At 68.1% G+C, this 16,237-nt stretch carries 17 protein-coding genes; 12 read left to right on the top strand and 5 right to left on the bottom strand.

Annotated elements, in window-relative coordinates:
• Window positions 1-50: 50 nt before the first annotated feature.
• The 5 genes from OMP43_RS21170 to miaB all read left to right on the top strand — a co-directional run bounded on the left by OMP43_RS21170 (window position 51) and on the right by miaB (window position 4,159).
• On the top strand, window positions 51-527 hold the full coding sequence (locus tag OMP43_RS21170) for a GNAT family N-acetyltransferase (protein ID WP_280281533.1): 477 nt from the start codon (window positions 51-53) through the stop codon (window positions 525-527).
• 108 nt (window positions 528-635) lie between these two features.
• On the top strand, window positions 636-1,049 hold the full coding sequence (locus OMP43_RS21165) for a MucR family transcriptional regulator (protein ID WP_280281532.1): 414 nt from the start codon (window positions 636-638) through the stop codon (window positions 1,047-1,049).
• Window positions 1,050-1,170: 121 nt separating this feature from the next.
• Window positions 1,171-1,593: a Fur family transcriptional regulator gene (locus tag OMP43_RS21160; RefSeq protein WP_137864504.1), complete on the top strand. Its 423-nt coding sequence runs from the start codon at window positions 1,171-1,173 to the stop codon at window positions 1,591-1,593.
• 103 nt (window positions 1,594-1,696) lie between these two features.
• On the top strand, window positions 1,697-2,482 hold the full coding sequence (locus OMP43_RS21155; protein WP_280281536.1) for a lysophospholipid acyltransferase family protein: 786 nt from the start codon (window positions 1,697-1,699) through the stop codon (window positions 2,480-2,482).
• Between the two features lie 342 nt (window positions 2,483-2,824).
• The gene (gene miaB, locus OMP43_RS21150) at window positions 2,825-4,159 is read left to right on the top strand and encodes a tRNA (N6-isopentenyl adenosine(37)-C2)-methylthiotransferase MiaB (RefSeq protein ID WP_280281531.1); all 1,335 of its coding nucleotides are present in this window, start codon (window positions 2,825-2,827) and stop codon (window positions 4,157-4,159) included.
• A 371-nt stretch (window positions 4,160-4,530) separates the two neighbouring features.
• Here miaB and OMP43_RS21145 read toward each other — a convergent pair whose 3' ends face one another.
• Window positions 4,531-4,953: a hypothetical protein gene (locus OMP43_RS21145; RefSeq protein ID WP_280281530.1), complete on the bottom strand. Its 423-nt coding sequence runs from the start codon at window positions 4,951-4,953 to the stop codon at window positions 4,531-4,533.
• 225 nt (window positions 4,954-5,178) lie between these two features.
• On the opposite strand from OMP43_RS21145, the gene OMP43_RS21140 reads away from it, so the two are divergent.
• The 3 genes from OMP43_RS21140 to OMP43_RS21130 are packed head-to-tail and all read left to right on the top strand — an operon-like array spanning window position 5,179 to window position 7,600.
• Window positions 5,179-6,180: a PhoH family protein gene (locus OMP43_RS21140; protein WP_086128269.1), complete on the top strand. Its 1,002-nt coding sequence runs from the start codon at window positions 5,179-5,181 to the stop codon at window positions 6,178-6,180.
• Entirely contained in the window at window positions 6,173-6,682 is a 510-nt protein-coding gene (ybeY, locus tag OMP43_RS21135; RefSeq protein ID WP_280281529.1) for an rRNA maturation RNase YbeY, read from the top strand. The genes OMP43_RS21140 and ybeY overlap by 8 nt, the downstream gene beginning before the upstream one ends.
• Window positions 6,683-6,691: 9 nt before the next feature.
• Window positions 6,692-7,600 (top strand): hemolysin family protein, encoded by a 909-nt coding sequence (locus tag OMP43_RS21130; RefSeq protein ID WP_280281528.1) that lies wholly within the window; start codon window positions 6,692-6,694, stop codon window positions 7,598-7,600.
• A gap of 247 nt (window positions 7,601-7,847) precedes the next feature.
• On the opposite strand, the gene OMP43_RS21125 is transcribed toward OMP43_RS21130, so the two are convergent.
• Complete coding sequence (locus OMP43_RS21125) at window positions 7,848-8,750, bottom strand: LysR family transcriptional regulator (protein ID WP_280281527.1); 903 nt, start codon at window positions 8,748-8,750, stop codon at window positions 7,848-7,850.
• A gap of 100 nt (window positions 8,751-8,850) precedes the next feature.
• On the opposite strand from OMP43_RS21125, the gene OMP43_RS21120 reads away from it, so the two are divergent.
• Together OMP43_RS21120 and OMP43_RS21115 are read left to right on the top strand one after the other, a co-directional pair.
• Entirely contained in the window at window positions 8,851-10,017 is a 1,167-nt protein-coding gene (locus OMP43_RS21120) for an MFS transporter (protein WP_280281526.1), read from the top strand.
• 21 nt (window positions 10,018-10,038) lie between these two features.
• A complete protein-coding gene (locus OMP43_RS21115) occupies window positions 10,039-12,102 on the top strand; it encodes a S9 family peptidase (RefSeq protein ID WP_280281525.1) in 2,064 nt (687 codons plus the stop codon).
• 130 nt (window positions 12,103-12,232) lie between these two features.
• Here OMP43_RS21115 and OMP43_RS21110 read toward each other — a convergent pair whose 3' ends face one another.
• Window positions 12,233-12,562, bottom strand: a complete 330-nt coding sequence (locus tag OMP43_RS21110) for a hypothetical protein (RefSeq protein ID WP_280281524.1) — start codon at window positions 12,560-12,562, stop codon at window positions 12,233-12,235.
• Here OMP43_RS21110 and OMP43_RS21105 point away from each other — a divergent pair.
• Window positions 12,561-13,037: a cytochrome c gene (locus tag OMP43_RS21105; protein WP_280281523.1), complete on the top strand. Its 477-nt coding sequence runs from the start codon at window positions 12,561-12,563 to the stop codon at window positions 13,035-13,037. The genes OMP43_RS21110 and OMP43_RS21105 overlap by 2 nt on opposite strands.
• A 135-nt stretch (window positions 13,038-13,172) precedes the next feature.
• Window positions 13,173-14,132, top strand: a complete 960-nt coding sequence (locus OMP43_RS21100) for a lipase family protein (RefSeq protein ID WP_280281522.1) — start codon at window positions 13,173-13,175, stop codon at window positions 14,130-14,132.
• Window positions 14,133-14,670: 538 nt separating this feature from the next.
• On the opposite strand, the gene OMP43_RS21095 is transcribed toward OMP43_RS21100, so the two are convergent.
• Both OMP43_RS21095 and OMP43_RS21090 read right to left on the bottom strand, forming a co-directional pair.
• A complete protein-coding gene (locus OMP43_RS21095) occupies window positions 14,671-15,243 on the bottom strand; it encodes a hypothetical protein (protein WP_280281521.1) in 573 nt (190 codons plus the stop codon).
• Window positions 15,244-15,568: 325 nt separating this feature from the next.
• Window positions 15,569-16,204, bottom strand: coding sequence for an opacity protein (locus OMP43_RS21090; protein ID WP_280281520.1), 636 nt, complete (start codon window positions 16,202-16,204; stop codon window positions 15,569-15,571).
• Between the last annotated feature and the right edge of the window lie 33 nt (window positions 16,205-16,237).

Raw genomic sequence — 16,237 nt, 5'->3', positions numbered from 1 at the left:
GTCTATGGCCGCGCGCCCGACGCGAAGACGCTCGCCGAGCGGGGCCTGGCATGAGCGGCACGATCAACCTGGTCGAGCTGCGCGAAGGCGGCGCGCACGACCTCCAGAGCGTCGGCCGCATCATGCAGGAAGCGTTCGACCCCCGCTATGGCGAGGCCTGGACCAGCGCCCAGTGCCTCGGCATGCTCTCGCTCCCCGGCGTCTGGCTGGTGGTCGCCAGCATCGACGGGCAGGATGCCGGCTTCGCCCTCACCCGCGCCATCGCCGACGAAGCCGAGCTGCTGCTCCTCGCCACCCGCCCCGCCGCCCGCCGCCGCGGCGTTGCCGGCGCGCTGCTCCGCGCGGCGATCGAGGAAGCCCGCAACCGCGGCGTCACGCGCCTTCATCTCGAGGTCCGTTCAGGAAACGATGCCGTCTGGCTCTACCGTCACGAAGGCTTCGAAAAGGTCGGCGAGCGCAGAGACTATTATCGAGGACATGGCGGGCAGTTGTTCGATGCCCATACCTATGCTCGGGATCTGGAGTGAGACTTACAGATATCTGCAAATATGGTCTTGCGTTTGATCCGAAATGGTCCGATAGGGTGACGCCGGGCGACGAGTTATAGTCGTCTTCGCCGGGTCGAAAGGAAAAAGATGGAAACGCAAGCCGAGATTGATGAAACGCTGGTCACGCTGACGGCGGATATTGTTGCGGCGCATGTCAGCAACAATAGCGTGTCGGTCTCCGACCTTCCGACTCTCATCCAGAACGTGCATGGCGCGCTCTCGGGTCTTGGCCGCGTTGCCGCCGAGCCCGAAGTGAAGCAGGAGCCTGCCGTTTCCATTCGCGCCTCGGTGAAGCCCGACTATATCGTGTGCCTCGAGGACGGCAAGAAGCTCAAGATGCTGAAGCGTCACTTGATGACGCACTATCAGATGACGCCGGAGCAGTACCGCGCCAAGTGGAACCTGCCGGCCGATTATCCGATGGTCGCCCCGAATTATGCCGAGCAGCGCCGCAGCCTGGCCAAGAAGATCGGCCTGGGCACCAAGCGCCGCAAGCGCTGAGCCGCAACGCACCGAAACAGGATGGGCCGGTCCGGAACGCTCCGGGCCGGCCTTTTCGTTGCCCCCGCCTTTTCTCCGCCCCAGTCTTCCAACTTCGGCCCGCCCACGCTACATCGCGCCCATGGGCCGTAAGATCGATCTCGAAGCGCTCTGCCACGAGAAGGGGCTGCGCATCACCGAACAGCGCAAGGTGATTGCGCGCGTCCTCTCCGATGCGGAGGATCATCCCGATGTCGAGAAGGTCTATGAGCGCGCCTCGGCCATCGATCCGGGCATCTCGATCGCCACGGTCTATCGCACCGTGCGCCTGTTCGAGGAGGCCGGCATCCTCGACCGGCACGATTTCGGCGACGGCCGCGCCCGCTACGAGCCTTCGCCCGAAGCGCATCACGATCACCTGATCAACGTCGAGACGGGCGAAGTGATCGAGTTCGTCGATCCCGAGCTCGAGCAGCTGCAGAAGCAGATCGCCGAGCGGCTGGGCTTCCGCCTGGTCGATCACCGCATGGAGCTCTACGGCGTCGCGCTCGACCGCAAGAGCTGAGGTGCCGGGCACCGGCGAAACCCGGGGCCAGCGCGCCGCGCGCCGGCGCGAGGACGCGATCCAGGGCCATGGCACGCCGCTCACCCTGGCCGAGCGGTGCCGCATGGGATGGCGCGTGGCGATGCTCGCACTGGCGCTGCTGCTGCTCGTGCCGCTCCACTATCTCTTCCGCCTCGTCCGCGCGCCCTCGCCCTGGCCGCGCTATTTCCTCTCCTTCGCTGCCCGGATCTGCGGCGCGCGGATCAACCGCATCGGCACGCACCTGAAGCGCGACGTCTTCTACATCTCCAACCATCTGAGCTGGATCGACATATTGGCGCTGGGCGGGGCCAGCGGCACGGCCTTCATCGCCAAGGCCGAGATCCGGAGCTCACCCATTGTCGGCTGGCTCGCCGGGCTCAACCGCACCGTCTATGTGAAGCGCGAGAACCGCCTGGGCGTGGCCGAGCAGATCAACGAGCTGCGCGACGCGCTGGCGGAGACCTGGGCGATCACTGTCTTTCCCGAGGGCACCACCACCGACGGCAAGTCGCTCCTCCCCTTCAAGACGCCGATGCTGCGCGTGCTCGAACCGCCACCGCCCGGCGTGATGGTACAGCCGGTGATGCTCGATTACGGGGCGGCGGCGGACGATATCTGCTGGATCGGCCAGGAGACCGGCCTCAACAACGCGAAGCGCGTGCTCGGCCGCAAGGGCAGCTTCCGGCTCGACGTGCATTTCCTCGAGCCCTTCCATCCGCGCGACTTTCCCGGGCGCAAGGTGATCGCCGCGGAGAGCCGGCGGCGGATCGAGGAGGCGCTGGTGGCCGCGCTGGGCCAGCCGCTCCGCACCTTCCGCTTCGCCGAGGACCCGATCGGATACCGGCCGAAGCCGGGGACGACCGAATAACCAATCGTCACCCTGAACTTGTTTGGCATTTATCCCCTTGGGACAGGGCGCGCCCGATAGCCGTCATCCCCGCGCAGGCGGGGATCCAGGGTAGTTGCGGGATATCGGTACCACCGCGCGAACGCTCTCCGGAAGTGCCAGGAATTCCTTGCGCCTGTGCCGCGCCTGGCCCTGGATCCCCGCCGTCGCGGGGATGACGGAACGGGGTGCACTTGTCTTTACGGGATAAGCGCCAACTTGCTTCAGGGTCCAACCCTCCACAGGCGACAGGCTCGCCCGCTGCACCTTGGATGCTGAAACAAGTTCAGCATGACGAAGGATTTGGCTATAGCCCCGCCAATCATGAACGCTCCCAAGAATCCCCGGACCTTCCAGGTCAAGTCGTTCGGCTGCCAGATGAACGTCTATGACGGCGAGCGCATGGCCGAGCTGATGGCCGCGCAGGGCATGACCGCCGCCGCCGAGGGCGAGGCCGCCGATCTCGTCGTGCTCAACACCTGCCACATCCGCGAGAAGGCGACCGAGAAGGTCTATTCGGACATCGGCCGCCTGCGGAAGGGCGCGCGTGCCGACGGGCGCGCGGAGCCGATGATCGCCATCGCCGGCTGCGTCGCCCAGGCCGAGGGCGAGGAGATCGTCCGCCGCGCCAGGGTCGATGTCGTCGTGGGGCCGCAAGCCTATCACAACCTGCCCGAGCTGGTGGCGAAGGCCGCCAGCGGCCAGGCGACCCTCGACACCGACATGCCGGCGCTCAGCAAGTTCGGCGCGCTGCCCCGCCGCCGCAAGGTCGGCCCCACCGCCTTCCTCACCGTGCAGGAAGGCTGCGACAAGTTCTGCACCTATTGCGTCGTGCCCTATACGCGCGGCGCCGAGATCAGCCGGCCCTTTGCCGAACTGGTCGACGAAGCCAGGGCGCTGGTCGATGCCGGCGCGCGCGAGATCACGCTGCTCGGCCAGAACGTCAATGCCTGGGACGACGATGCCGGCACCGGGCTGCACGGCCTGATCCGCGCGCTCGACCGGATCGAGGGGCTGGAGCGCATCCGCTACACCACCAGCCACCCCAACGACATGCGCGAGGGCCTGATCCGCGCCCATGCCGAAGTGGCGAAGCTGATGCCCTTCCTGCATTTGCCGGTACAGGCCGGGAGCGACCGCGTCCTCAAGGCGATGAACCGCAGCCACACCCGCGATTCCTATCTGAAGATCCTCGATCGCGTTCGCGCCGCCCGGCCCGACATCGCGCTGTCGGGCGATTTCATCGTCGGTTTCCCGGGCGAGACCGACGCCGAGTTCGAGGAGACGCTGCGGCTGGTCGACGCGGTCGGCTATGCCCAGTGCTTCAGCTTCAAGTACAGCCCGCGCCCGGGCACGCCCGCCGCGGAGATGGCGGACGGATTCGTCCCGGCCGAAGTGATGGACGAGCGCCTGCAGCGCCTCCAGGCGGCGCTCAACCGCGATCAGCTCGCCTTCAACCGGGCGACCGCCGGCAAGACCTGCGCAGTGCTGATCGAGCGCCAGGGCAAGCTTCCCGGCCAGATGCTCGGCAAGTCGCCCTGGCTCCAGTCGGTCTACCTCGATACCGATGCCGGGATCGGCGACATGGTCGAGGTGGAAATCGCCGAGGGCTTCGCCAATTCGCTGAGCGGCACGGAAGTGGTCCACGCGGCGGCCTAGGTTGAGAACCCAAACAAGTATCTGATCTTTCACCGTCATCCCGGCCTTGCGCCGGGATCCCGCTTCTTCTTGCACTGGCGAGACAGCAGGACCCCGGCGCAAGGCCGGGGTGACGAAGGAGGAATATGAGTCCTCAACCTGGTTGAGAACCAAAACAAGCCCTTGAAACCACACCCGTCATCCCCGCGCAGGCGGGGATCCAGGGTAGTAAGGGACGATCGAAGCAATCACGCGGGTGCGTGCCGGAAACGGCAAGGCGAGCCGCGCCGTCCTTGCCCCTGGCCCTGGACCCCCGCCTTCGCGGGGGTGACGGGTGAAGGGGGCGGTTGAAGGGATAGCGGGGATGACGCTGGAGAATATGAGTCCTCAACCTAGTCTTCCGGCGGGAAGCGAATGTCGCTGCAGACGGAGATCATGCCGTTGAAGTCCGGGGCGGAGCGCTGGCGCTCCACCTCGGCGCGGACCCGGGCATTGCTCCCGATCCGGCGCTCGGCCCAGGCCTTCCGGCTGGCGACATAATCGCCCAACGGCATATCCGCCGCCTTGGTCCAACCACCGACGCGCTCGATGTCATGGCGCAGCGCGCTCTCGACCATATCGGCAACCGGCGCGTCGAGCCGCTCGATCACTGCCAGCGCATGGCCGGCCTTGCGCCGCGCCCTGCGGTTCTCGCCGGCCTTGCGCGCCGGGATCGCCTTGCGCGCGGCCTTGTCGTTCTGGCCATAGGCGTTGCGGCGGTCCTTCGCGTAGGACAGCGCCTTTTTCCGCTGAGGCGATTTCGCATCCCTGGCCATGTGGCACGTATCGCACAGTCCATCGCTTCGTTGAAGCGGCCGCCGCATTCCCCCTGTCCAAGTTGGAAAAGCTCTGCCACTCTCCCCATATCGCATGCGCCAGGGAACCGCCCGCATCGTCTTCGCTTTGACACGCAGCGCCGCTACGCGCGTTGGACTGTCGGCGATCGCGCGCACGCGCGGGGCCATCAAGAGATTCAACATTTTTCAGCGCGAAGGAGCCGCATGAGCCGCAAGCCTGTCCCCGCCCAGTCCGGTGAACGCAGCCGCGCCGAGGTGAATTTCGACAAGCCCCAGCTCCTGCCCCAGCTCTTCGGCGAGTTCGACAGCAACATCCTCGCCCTGGAAGAGCGGCTCGGCGTGTATATCCATGCCCGCGGCCAGCGCGTGCAGATCGAGGGGTCGGCCGAAGCCGTCGCCCATGCCCGCGAGGTGCTGCAGGAGCTCCATGCCCGCGTCATCCGCGGCGAGGAAGTCGATACCGGGCTGATCGACGCGGTGATCGCCATGTCGAGCGAGCCGACGCTCACCGGCATCATCAAGGCGGACAATGGCAACGCCCCGCCCCAGATCATGATCCGCACGCGCAAGAAGACGATCGTGCCCCGCTCCGTCGCGCAGACGCAATATATGCGCGCGCTCGTCTCGAACGACATGATCTTCGCCCTGGGCCCGGCGGGCACCGGCAAGACCTATCTCGCCGTGGCGCAGGCCGTGGCGCAGCTGATCACCGGCAGCGTCCAGCGGCTGATCCTTTCCCGCCCCGCCGTGGAGGCCGGCGAGCGGCTGGGCTTCCTGCCCGGCGACATGAAAGAAAAGGTCGATCCCTATCTCCGCCCGATCTACGACGCGCTCTATGATTGCCTGCCCGCCGAGCAGGTCGAGCGGCGCATCGCGAGCGGCGAGATCGAGATCGCCCCGATCGCCTTCATGCGCGGCCGCACCCTGGCCGATGCGTTCGTCATCCTCGACGAGGCGCAGAACACCACGCCCGCGCAGATGAAGATGTTCCTCACTCGCTTCGGCCAGAACAGCCGGATGGTGATCTGCGGCGACCCCAACCAGGTCGACTTGCCCGGCGGCCCGCCCGCCTCGGGCCTGAACGACGCGACACGGCGGCTCGAGGGCGTCGAGGGCATCGCCTTCTCGCGCTTCAGCACCGCCGATGTGGTCCGCCATCCGATCGTCGGCCGGATCGTCGAAGCCTATGAGGGCCCGAATGCTTGACGTCGCCGCCCTGGTCGAAGCCCCCTGGCCGGATGCGGATTGGGAAGCCCTCTCCATCCGCGCCGCCGAGACCGCGCTCCGCCAGACCCCCTTTCTCGAATGGCTCGATCACGCCGCGACGATCGAAGTCGCGGTGCGCTTCGCTTCGGACGAGGAAGTCCATGTCCTCAACCGCCAGTATCGGGGCAAGGACAAGCCGACCAACGTGCTCTCTTTCCCGATGATCCAGCCGGACCTGATGGAAGCGGTCACCGAGAACAGCGACGATGGCGAAGTGCTGCTGGGCGACATCGTCCTGGCGCACGGCGTCTGCGCCGCCGAGGCGGCGGAGCGCCGGGTCGGCGTCGAGGATCATGCCACGCACCTGATTGTCCACGGCCTGCTGCATTTGCTAGGCTATGACCATATGGACGACGCCGAAGCCGAGGCGATGGAGGAAATGGAGCGCGCCGCGCTTCGCGACCTCGGCCTGCACGACCCTTATCTGATACGCGAGGATTGAACACCGAACATGCCCGAGGGCCCTAGTAGCAACGGCAATGGCGACAGCCACGAAGGTGGCGGAATATGGCGCGGCATCCGCACCCTCCTGTTCGGTGACGACCAAGAAGAAACGCTGCGCGACCGCATCGAGGACGCGATCGACGAGCATGTCGAGGGCGGCCGCGCCCCGGCGGGCGACCTGGCCCCGATCGAGCGCCAGATGCTCAAGAACCTGCTCCATTTCGGCGAGCGCGATGCCGGCGATGTCGGCGTGCCGCGGGCGGACATCATCGCGGTCGAGGAGCGGACCAGCTTCGCCCAGCTGGTGAAGCTGTTCGAGGAAGCCGGCCATAGCCGCCTTCCCGTCTATCGCGAGGAGCTCGATACCATCATCGGCATGGTACATATCAAGGACGTGTTCAACATCCTGGCCAGCGGCGCGGCGCACCCCGCCAGCATCGCCGCCCTGATCCGCCAGCCGCTCTATGTGCCGCAGTCGATGGGCGCGCTCGACCTGCTCGCCCAGATGCGCGGGCGGCGCACCCATCTCGCCATAGTGCTCGACGAATATTCGGGCACCGAGGGGCTGATCACGATCGAGGATCTGATCGAGGAGATCGTCGGCGAGATCGAGGACGAGCATGACGAGGCGCCGACCGCGCTGCTCGTGCCGATCGAGGGCGGCGGCTGGGATGCCGATGCCCGTGCCGAGCTGGAGGACGTCGCCGAGACGGTCGACCCGCGGCTGGGCGAGGTCGACGGCGATGTCGACACGCTGGGCGGACTCGCCTTCGTGCTCGCGGGGCACGTGCCCGAGGCGGGCGAGTGCCTGGAGCATGGCAGCGGCTGGAAGCTCGAGATCGTCGAAGCCGATCCCAAGCGAGTCACCAGGCTGCGCCTGCATCCGCCGGCGGAAAAGGCGCTGGCGGAGGAGTAACTCCTTCGATCGCCGTCCCCGCGCAGCCGGGGACCCATTCTTGCCGCTGGAACCGGGTCTTCCCCGCTGCCCGCACCTCCCGCCATGGACCGTCATCCCGACAAAGGCCGGGGCGACGCATGGGGCTTGACATAGAGAACCATATAGGTTAAGAAATTCCTATCTAGTTTGCCATAACGGCTCGCGAATAAGGAAGACCGGCGGTCGTGGCCCCGGCGGGGGACAGGAGAGGCGGATGCGATACCGCTCAGGACCGCCCCAGCTTCTCCACCAGGAAATCGACGAAGACGCGCACCCGCGCCGGGCGGGTAGCGCCGCCGACATAGAGTGCGTGGATGTCCTCGCGATCGCCGGGATTGAACGGCTCCAGCAGCGCGACCAGCCGCCCGGCGGCGACATGGTCCTCGACATGAAAGCTCCCGACCCGGACCACGCCCACCCCGGCGAGCGCGAGCTGGACCAGCGTCTCGCCATTGTTCGCCTCGATATTGCCGCCGACGGGAAGCGCATAGTCGCGGCCCTCGCGCCGAAAGGGCCAGACCGGTTCGGCGCGGCGGAAGTTGAAATTGAGGCAGTTGTGCGCGTGCAGCTCCTCGGGCAGCCGGGGCGTGCCCATGCGCGCCAGATAGTCGGGCGAGGCGACGATGGTGCGGCCGGTCTCGCCCAGCTTGCGGGCCGTGAGCGGACTGTCCGCCAGGGGCCCGAAGCGGATCGCGACATCGGCCCGCCCCCCCGCCACGTCCTCCAGCGTATCGCTGAGGCTGATGTCGACCAGGATGCCGGGATAGCGCGCGACGAACGCGCCGAGCAGCGGCACCACCGAGAGCCGGCCATGCGCGAGCGCGGCGCTGACCCGCAGGCGCCCGCGCGGCGCGGCCTGGTCGGCGAGCTCGCCCTCCATTTCGGCGATGTCGGCAAGGATGCGCTGGGCGGCATGGAGATAGGCATCACCCTCGGTCGTCAGCACCAGCCGGCGCGTGGTGCGGGTGATCAGGCGGACGCCCAGCCGCCCCTCGATTCGGGCAAGCGCGCGGCTGACCGCCGATGGCGTGAGGTCGAGCCGGCGGGCGGCGGCGGAGAGGCTGCCTTCGCGCACCGCCGTCACGAAGATTTCCATTTCACCCGAGCGATCGACCATGACTCGTGTCATTCGTGATTCCTGCGCACAGATGTTTCGCCTCCTGTTGGTCTACCGGATGGTGATGCGCCGGTCCATTTGCGTTGCCGCACAAATCCCGGAGCCGCATCCCATGAGTCCCCGCCTCGCCCTCACTGCGCTCGCCATCGGTGCCTTCGGCATCGGCGTCACCGAATTCACGCCCATGGGGCTGCTGCCCGTGATCGCGGGCGATCTCGGCGTCTCGATCCCCGCCGCCGGCCTGCTGGTGAGCGCCTATGCGATCGGCGTGCTGATCGGCGCGCCGCTGATGACGCTGACGACCGGCCGCGTGCCGCGCCGCACCCTGCTGATCGCGCTCGCCGGCATCTTCACGCTCGGCAACCTGCTGGCGGCGATGGCGGACAGCTATGCGATGCTGCTGGCGGCACGGATCGTGACGTCGCTCAACCATGGCGCGTTCTTCGGCGTGGGCTCGGTAGTGGCCGCCGGCCTGGTTCCGCCCGAGCGGCGGGCCGGGGCGATCGCGACGATGTTCATGGGCCTGACGATCGCAACGATCGGCGGCGTGCCGCTCGCTACCTGGGCGGGCGAGGCGTTCGGCTGGCGCGCGGTCTTCGCGGCGATCGCGGCGATCGGCCTGGTGACGATGGCGGCGCTGCGGCTGTTCGTGCCGGCGCTGCCCGGCCAGGCCGATGCCGATATGGGCGCCGAGCTGCGCGTGCTCGGCCGCGGCCCGGTGCTGTTCGCCCTGGCGCTGACCATGGTGGGCTTCAGCGCGATGTTCACCGTGTTCACCTATATCGCGCCGATCCTGCGCGAGGCGGCGCGCGCTTCCACTTTCCAGGTGACGGCGGCGCTGGTGCTGTTCGGCATCGGCCTCACCGCCGGCAACTGGCTGGGCGGGCGCTATGCCGATCGTTCGGTCGAGGCCGCGCTGATCACCATGACCGCGGCGCTGGCGGTGCTGCTGGTGCTGTTCGCCTTCGGCATGTTCTCGCTGCCGGCGGCGATGATCCTGCTGCCGCTCTGGGGCGCGGCGAGCTTCGCGCTGGTGCCGCCGCTGCAGATGCGCGTGATGGACGCCGCGCACGAGGCGCCCAACCTCGCCTCGGCGATGAACATCGGCGCGTTCAACCTGGGCAATGCGATCGGCGCGGCATTGGGCGGCGAAGTGATCCGCCAGGGCCTGGGCTATCCGGCGGTCTCGCTCGCCGGCGCGGCGATGGCGCTGGCCGGCCTGGCGATGGTGCTGGCGCCGCGGCTGGCGCGAAGGCGGCGGGCAGTGGCGGTCTGCTGAGGCGCGCGCTAGGGAAGGCGGATGACCGATCTTCCCGCGCCGCCCGTCGCCGGCACCCGCCCGCACAGCTTCACGCGCCACGGCGTCACCATCGAGGACCCCTGGGCCTGGCTCAAGGATCCGGCCTATCCCAACGTCGCCGACAAGGATGTGCTCGCCTATCTCGAGGCGGAGAACAGCTATTTCGAGAAGGTGATGGAGCCGCTCAAGCCGCTCAGCGAGACGCTGTTCACCGAGATGCGCGGGCGGATCAAGGAAGACGAATCGACCGTGCCCCAAAAGGACGGCGACTGGCTCTACTGGACCGACTACGAGACTGGCGGCGAATATCCGCGCTGGTGGCGGCGCCATGTGGACGGCGGCGAGGACGTGATGATCCTCGACGAGCCGGCCCTGGCCGAGGGCAAGGAATATTTCCGGCTCGGCGCCTTTTCGGTGAGCCCGGACGGCCGGCTGCTCGCCTATGCCGTCGACGACAACGGCTCGGAGCGGTTCGAGGTCCGGGTGAAGGACCTCGAGAGCGGCGCGCTGCTGCCGGACACGATCCCCGGCATGCTCTCCGAAATCGTCTGGACCGCGGACTCGAAGGGCTTCCTCTACGGCCTCGCCAACGAGAATTGGCGGACCGACAATGCCCGCTGGCACAAGCTCGGCGAGCCGGTGGCGCGGGACGTCGAGCTCTTCAAGGAAGCCGATGAGGGCTACCGCGTCGCGGTGGGCGAAACCCAGTCGCGCAACTATCTGCTGGTCTCGACCGGCGACCATGTGACGAGCGAAGTCTATCTCCTCTCGCCCGAGGATCCCTCCCGGCCGATGGTCTGCGTCAGCCCGCGCAAGCCGGGCCGCGAATATGACGTGGACGAGCATGACGGCACGCTGTTCATCCACACCAACGATATCGACCCCCAGTTCCGGCTGGTGACCGCGCCGGTGGCGGCGCCCGGCGAATGGACCGAGCGGATCGGCCCGTCGGCGCATTTCTACATGACCGGCGTCACCTGCTTCGCCGACTATTTCATCGTCGAGGGGCGCGAGGACGGGCTCGATCAGATCGAGCTCCACCGCTACGACCCGGCCATCGCCCCGGTGCGGCTCAAATTCCCCGAGGCGAGCTATGTCGCGGGGCTGGGCGACAATCCCGAATATGCGATGGCCAAGCTGCGCATCGGCTATGAGTCGATGGTCACGCCGGGCACGGTCTATGACTATAGCGTCGCGACGGGCGAGCTCGAGACGCTGAAGGTGCAGGAGATCCCCTCGGGCTATGACGGATCGAAATACCGCACCGAACGGCTGAAGATCGCCGCCCGCGACGGCACCGAGGTGCCCGTGTCCATCGTCTATCCCAGGGACTTCCCCAGGGACGGCACGGGCAAGCTCTATCTCTATGCCTATGGCGCCTATGGCTATGCGATCCCGCCCGGCTTCTCGACCAGCCGCATCTCGTTCCTCGATCGCGGCGTCGCCTTCGCCATCGCCCATATCCGGGGCGGCGACGATCTCGGCCAGCAATGGTATCTCGACGGCAAGCTCGAGAAGCGCACCAACAGCTTCAACGATTTCGTCGACGTCGCCAGGGGACTGATCGACCGGGGCTTCACGCACAAGGGCGGCATCGCCATCGCGGGCCGCTCGGCGGGCGGCGAGCTGATGGGCGCGGTGATCAATTCCGACCCCGAGCTGTGGGCGGTGGTCGTCGCCGACGTGCCCTTTGTCGACGTGCTCAACACCATGCTCGACGAGAGCCTGCCGCTCACCCCGGGCGAATGGCCCGAATGGGGCAATCCGGTGACGGATCCGGCCGCGTTCGCGCTGATCCGCTCCTACTCGCCCTATGACAATGTCATTGCCCAGGCCTATCCGCCGCTGTTCATCTCGGGCGGGCTCAACGATCCGCGCGTGACCTATTGGGAGCCCGCCAAATGGGCCGCCAGGCTGCGCGCCACCAAGACCGACGACCAGGTGCTGGTGCTCAAGACCAACATGGGCGCCGGCCATGGCGGCAAGTCCGGCCGGTGGGAGAGCCTGAAGGAAGCCGCCGACGAGATGGCGTTCGTGCTGTGGCGGCTGGAGGCGGGCGACTAGCATCGGTGCCCGGCCCCGATACCCAAGCGAAGCCGGGGAAAGACTTCGCGCCTGTCACTGGCGAGGCCCCTCCCCGGCTCCGACCAACGCCCGGGCGCACCCGGCCGGCGGCGATCGCTTTCGGCCCACCCTAGGGAGGGTAGCCGATCGATCTCGCCACCAGCCGCGTCTCGCGGTGGCATTGGTGACAGAAGGCGAAATCGAACGTCTCGCTGAGCGCCCAGGCCTGGGAACTCACGTCCCATTCGGCCCAGGCGTCGCGCGTAACGGCAACACCACCGCAACGTTCGCACGCATACTCGACCCGAGGAGCTTCGCCTTCTGCCACGCCCGGCAGCATAGGCGATCCCCGGTCCGTTTCGGCGGCAACCACCTCCATAATGGACAAGGTTGCGCGGCCGTTGCGGATCGAAGGCAGGAAGCCTAGCCTCGCCTTCTCCGACCAAGGGAGCGAATCCATGCGCACTTCCATGCTCGCACTCGGCGCCGCGGCGGCGCTGTTCACCGGCCTCGCGGCCACTGCCCCGGCCAGCCGCGCCGTGTCCGCCGATCCGGCCGCGGACGTGATCGCCGGCCGCAAGGCGGCCTTCCTGCTGTCCGGCGCGCTGTTCGGCCAGATCAAGGCGGGCATCGACCGTGGCGACGATCCCAAGGCACTGGGCTTCGCCGCCCGCGCGCTCGCCGGCTGGGCCCGGGCGATCCCCGGCATGTTCCCCGCCGGCACCGGCATCGCCCCGTCCGAGGCGCTGCCCGCCGTGTGGAGCGACCGCGCCGGCTTCGAGGCGCGCGCCGCCGACTATGCGGCGGCGGCGGCCAAGCTCGCCGATCTTGCCAAGGCGGGCGACAAGCCCGGCTTCGCCGCGCAGTTCGGCGAAGTGGGCAAGGCCTGCAAGGCCTGTCACGACGCCTATCGCAAGCCCGACGACCATCACTGAGCGGATCGCCCGGGCGCTTCGTTCCGGTTCAGCGCAACGAAAGCCCGGCTTCGCGATTTTGGACTCCGGGGTTAACCCTAATTGCCTGCACACCATGCGCCGGGGCAAGGCTGTATGGTTCGGGGAGTATTGCCGATGCACGACTGCATGAAACGCCGCCTGCTCTACGCTTCCAGCCAGGCCTATCAGCCCGCCATGCAGGTCCATGGCCGCAATGTCGGCTGGATCGAGGCGCCCTTCGTCGTGCGCCGCGACAGCGCGCTCGGCCAGCGCGAGATCGACCAGGCGCTCGTCGGCCGCACGCCGGAGGGCGTGGTGGTCGCGTTCCGCGGCTCGCTCCCGCCCTTTTTCGGCGGCGCGCATGATGGCTGGGACGTGGTGCTCGACTGGCTGAACGACGCTTTCTCGCTGTGCGTCGAGGATTCGCATTATGGCGGCGGCGTGCATTTCGGCTTCGCCGAATCGGCGCGCCGGCTGTGGAACGACGCGGGCTCGGGCCCGGGCGTGCGCACCGCGATCCAGGCGATGCTCGACCAGAGCCTGCTCGACCGCAAGGCGCGGCGGCACCTGTTCGTCACCGGCCACAGCAAGGGCGGCGCGCTCGCCAATCTGGCGGCGATGCGATCGGCCCAGGTGAAGGAATGGGCGGACCTGCCGGTGAGCGTCGCCACCATCGCCGCGGCGCGCGCGGGCAATGCCGACTTCGCCGCCAGCTATGGCCGCACCCGCATCGCCTGCCTGCGCTACGAGATGCCGGGCGACGTGGTGCCGCATCTGCCGCTGAGCCCCGCCACGCCGGCCTGGGCACGGGCGATCGCCAGGGGCGTGTTCCCCAGGCTTGCCGTCGCCGATTATCGCCCGGTCGGCCTGCTGGTGGCCCCGGCCCCGGCGCCCAGGGCCGGCCATCAGGCCTGGACCGGCTCGCGCCGCCCCGTGCGCCGCCTGCTCGACCGGCGCGGCGCCGGCCTCGAGGCGCTGACCCCGGCGATCCTGACCGCTCATGCGATCTGCCCGGGCAGCGGCTATGACCGGCTGATCTGCGACGGCGAAGCGGTGTGCGATCATGGCGAGGGCCGCGCGCGCAAGCGGGCGTAGATCCTCGCGCGCCGGCGCAGGGGCGCGACGCGGAAGGTTCACGCGGGCACGGTGGCGCGGAGATACGTGGCTCGCCGCGCCGGCGGCGCTTCCATCTCAGGCCAGCGCCCCTCCTGCCATCGGCCCGGCGGATGGCGCTGTCGCGAATACTGCTCCTCCGCGCCTCCGCGTGAACCATTTTCCTCGTTCCTCGTCGCGGCCGAGCGCGGACCGAACCGGCGCGAAAGGTCGCAAAGGTATCGACCCCATCGCACTCGGCTCACCATTCCTCGTCCTCGCCGGGCGGCGCGATCGGCGTCGGCAGGAGAAGTTGGTTCACGCGAAGGCGCGGAGATACGTGGCTCCCCGCGCCGGCGGCGCTTCCATCTCAGGCCAGCGCCCGCCCTGCCATCGGCCCGGCGGATGGCGCTGCCGCGAATACTACTCCTCCGCGCCTCCGCGTCTCCGCGTGAACCATTTTCCTCGTTCCTCGTCGCGGCCGAGCGCGGACCGAACCGGCGCGAAAGGTCGCGAAGGTACCGACCCCATCGCGCGCGGCTCACCATTCCTCGTCCTCGCCGGGCGGCGCGATCAGGTCATGGGGCGGCTCCGCCCGATAATCGCGCAGCATGAGCGGATCGGCGAGCTCCGCATTGTCGGCCAACCCGTCCAGCGCCGCATCGAAGCGCCGGCGCGCGCCCTCGGCCGGCTGGACGATCGCGTCGCGGCCGAACCAGTCGCCGCGCAGATGCTGGAGCAGGAACTTGAGCAGTTGGTCCGAAGGCTGGCGGCATTCGGCGACGAGCTCGCCATTCTTCCAATATTCGCGGATCGTGCCCCGCGCGGCCCGTTCAAAGGCAAGCGTGGTCAGCCGGGCGCTGGCGACGAGCAGCGCATCGTTCCAGGCTTCGGCGAAGCCGGTGGCGTCCGGGCGGCGGCGCAGGCGATAGGCCGAGCGCGCCGTGAGCCCCACCGCCGCACAGGCTTCGGATATGCAGCCGGTCTCCGCCAGCGCTATGAGGAAGCCGCGCTGGCGATCGGCGGTCCAGCCGTCATGGCGGGCGCGCAGGGCAATGGGAGTGTAGGGGGCGAGCGCATCGGCCGCTTCCGGCTGGATGGGCTGGTGTTCCATGGCATGGGCTCCTTCCGGTTTGAATGGAGCCGAATTAGATAACCATATAGGTTGTTGTAGGACAGCAGGCTCTCATGCCGGGGCACAGGCATGCGAGGAGAAGAATGTTCGCGCGGGGGGCCCGGAGGACGCGGAGCTTGCGCATCGAAAGGCTCGGTCGACGACAATCTTGCCGGCTCCGTGCGTAGAGAGGCGGTCACGCGATGCGCCGACCTTCTCCGCGCCCGCTGCGCCCTCTGCGCGAACCAATATCTTCATATGCTTGCATGCAGCGGCGGCGCCGGCGGCACAGCCCGAGGATGCGCCGCCGCGCCGCATGCGTCGCCTAGAAGTGCGCGATCACGCCCGCCATCGGGCGGAAGCTCTTGGCGTTGTTGAACGTGTTGATCTCCATGCGCAGGCGCACGCCGCCATTGCCGGTGACGCCGCCCAGGCCGATGTCCTTCGGCCCCACTTCGACGCCGGCGCCATAGGTCATCGCGTGATAGTCGCGGCTGTTGTTGCCCAGCGCGTCGAAATTGACCCATTGATAGCCGACCTTGCCATAGATCATGCCGCTCTCGCCCGCGCGCAGGCCGAAGCGGCCGGCGGCGCCATATTCCCAGTCGATATCGCCCTTGACGCCCTTGGCGACATTGCCCTCGGCACCGACAAAGACGGGCCCGAGCGGAATGTTGATCCCGGCGACGCCCTGGACCAGCGCGCCGTCATAGGCCTTGCCGTTCGCCGGGATGGGGATGCCGGCGTTGGACTGGCGATCGAATCGCTCATAGCCGCCCATGATGCCGATATAGGGCTCGATCCCGAAGGCGCGGGTGCCGTCGGGCGCGGTCCGCGCCGGGGCGGCGGTGGCAGCGGCGGTCTCGATGGAGGCGCCGTCGGCGCCGGTATCCTGGGCCTGGGCGGCGGGGACGGCGAAGGGCAGCGCGGCGAATGCCGCGGCGGCGAGGAGTTTACGCATGTCGGGGGGAACCTCGTGACTAATTCAAACACT

The sequence above is a fragment of the Sphingomonas sp. CBMAI 2297 genome (assembly GCF_029870595.1).
Lineage (GTDB): Bacteria > Pseudomonadota > Alphaproteobacteria > Sphingomonadales > Sphingomonadaceae > Sphingomonas.
This window is presented reverse-complemented; position numbering and strand designations above follow the sequence as displayed.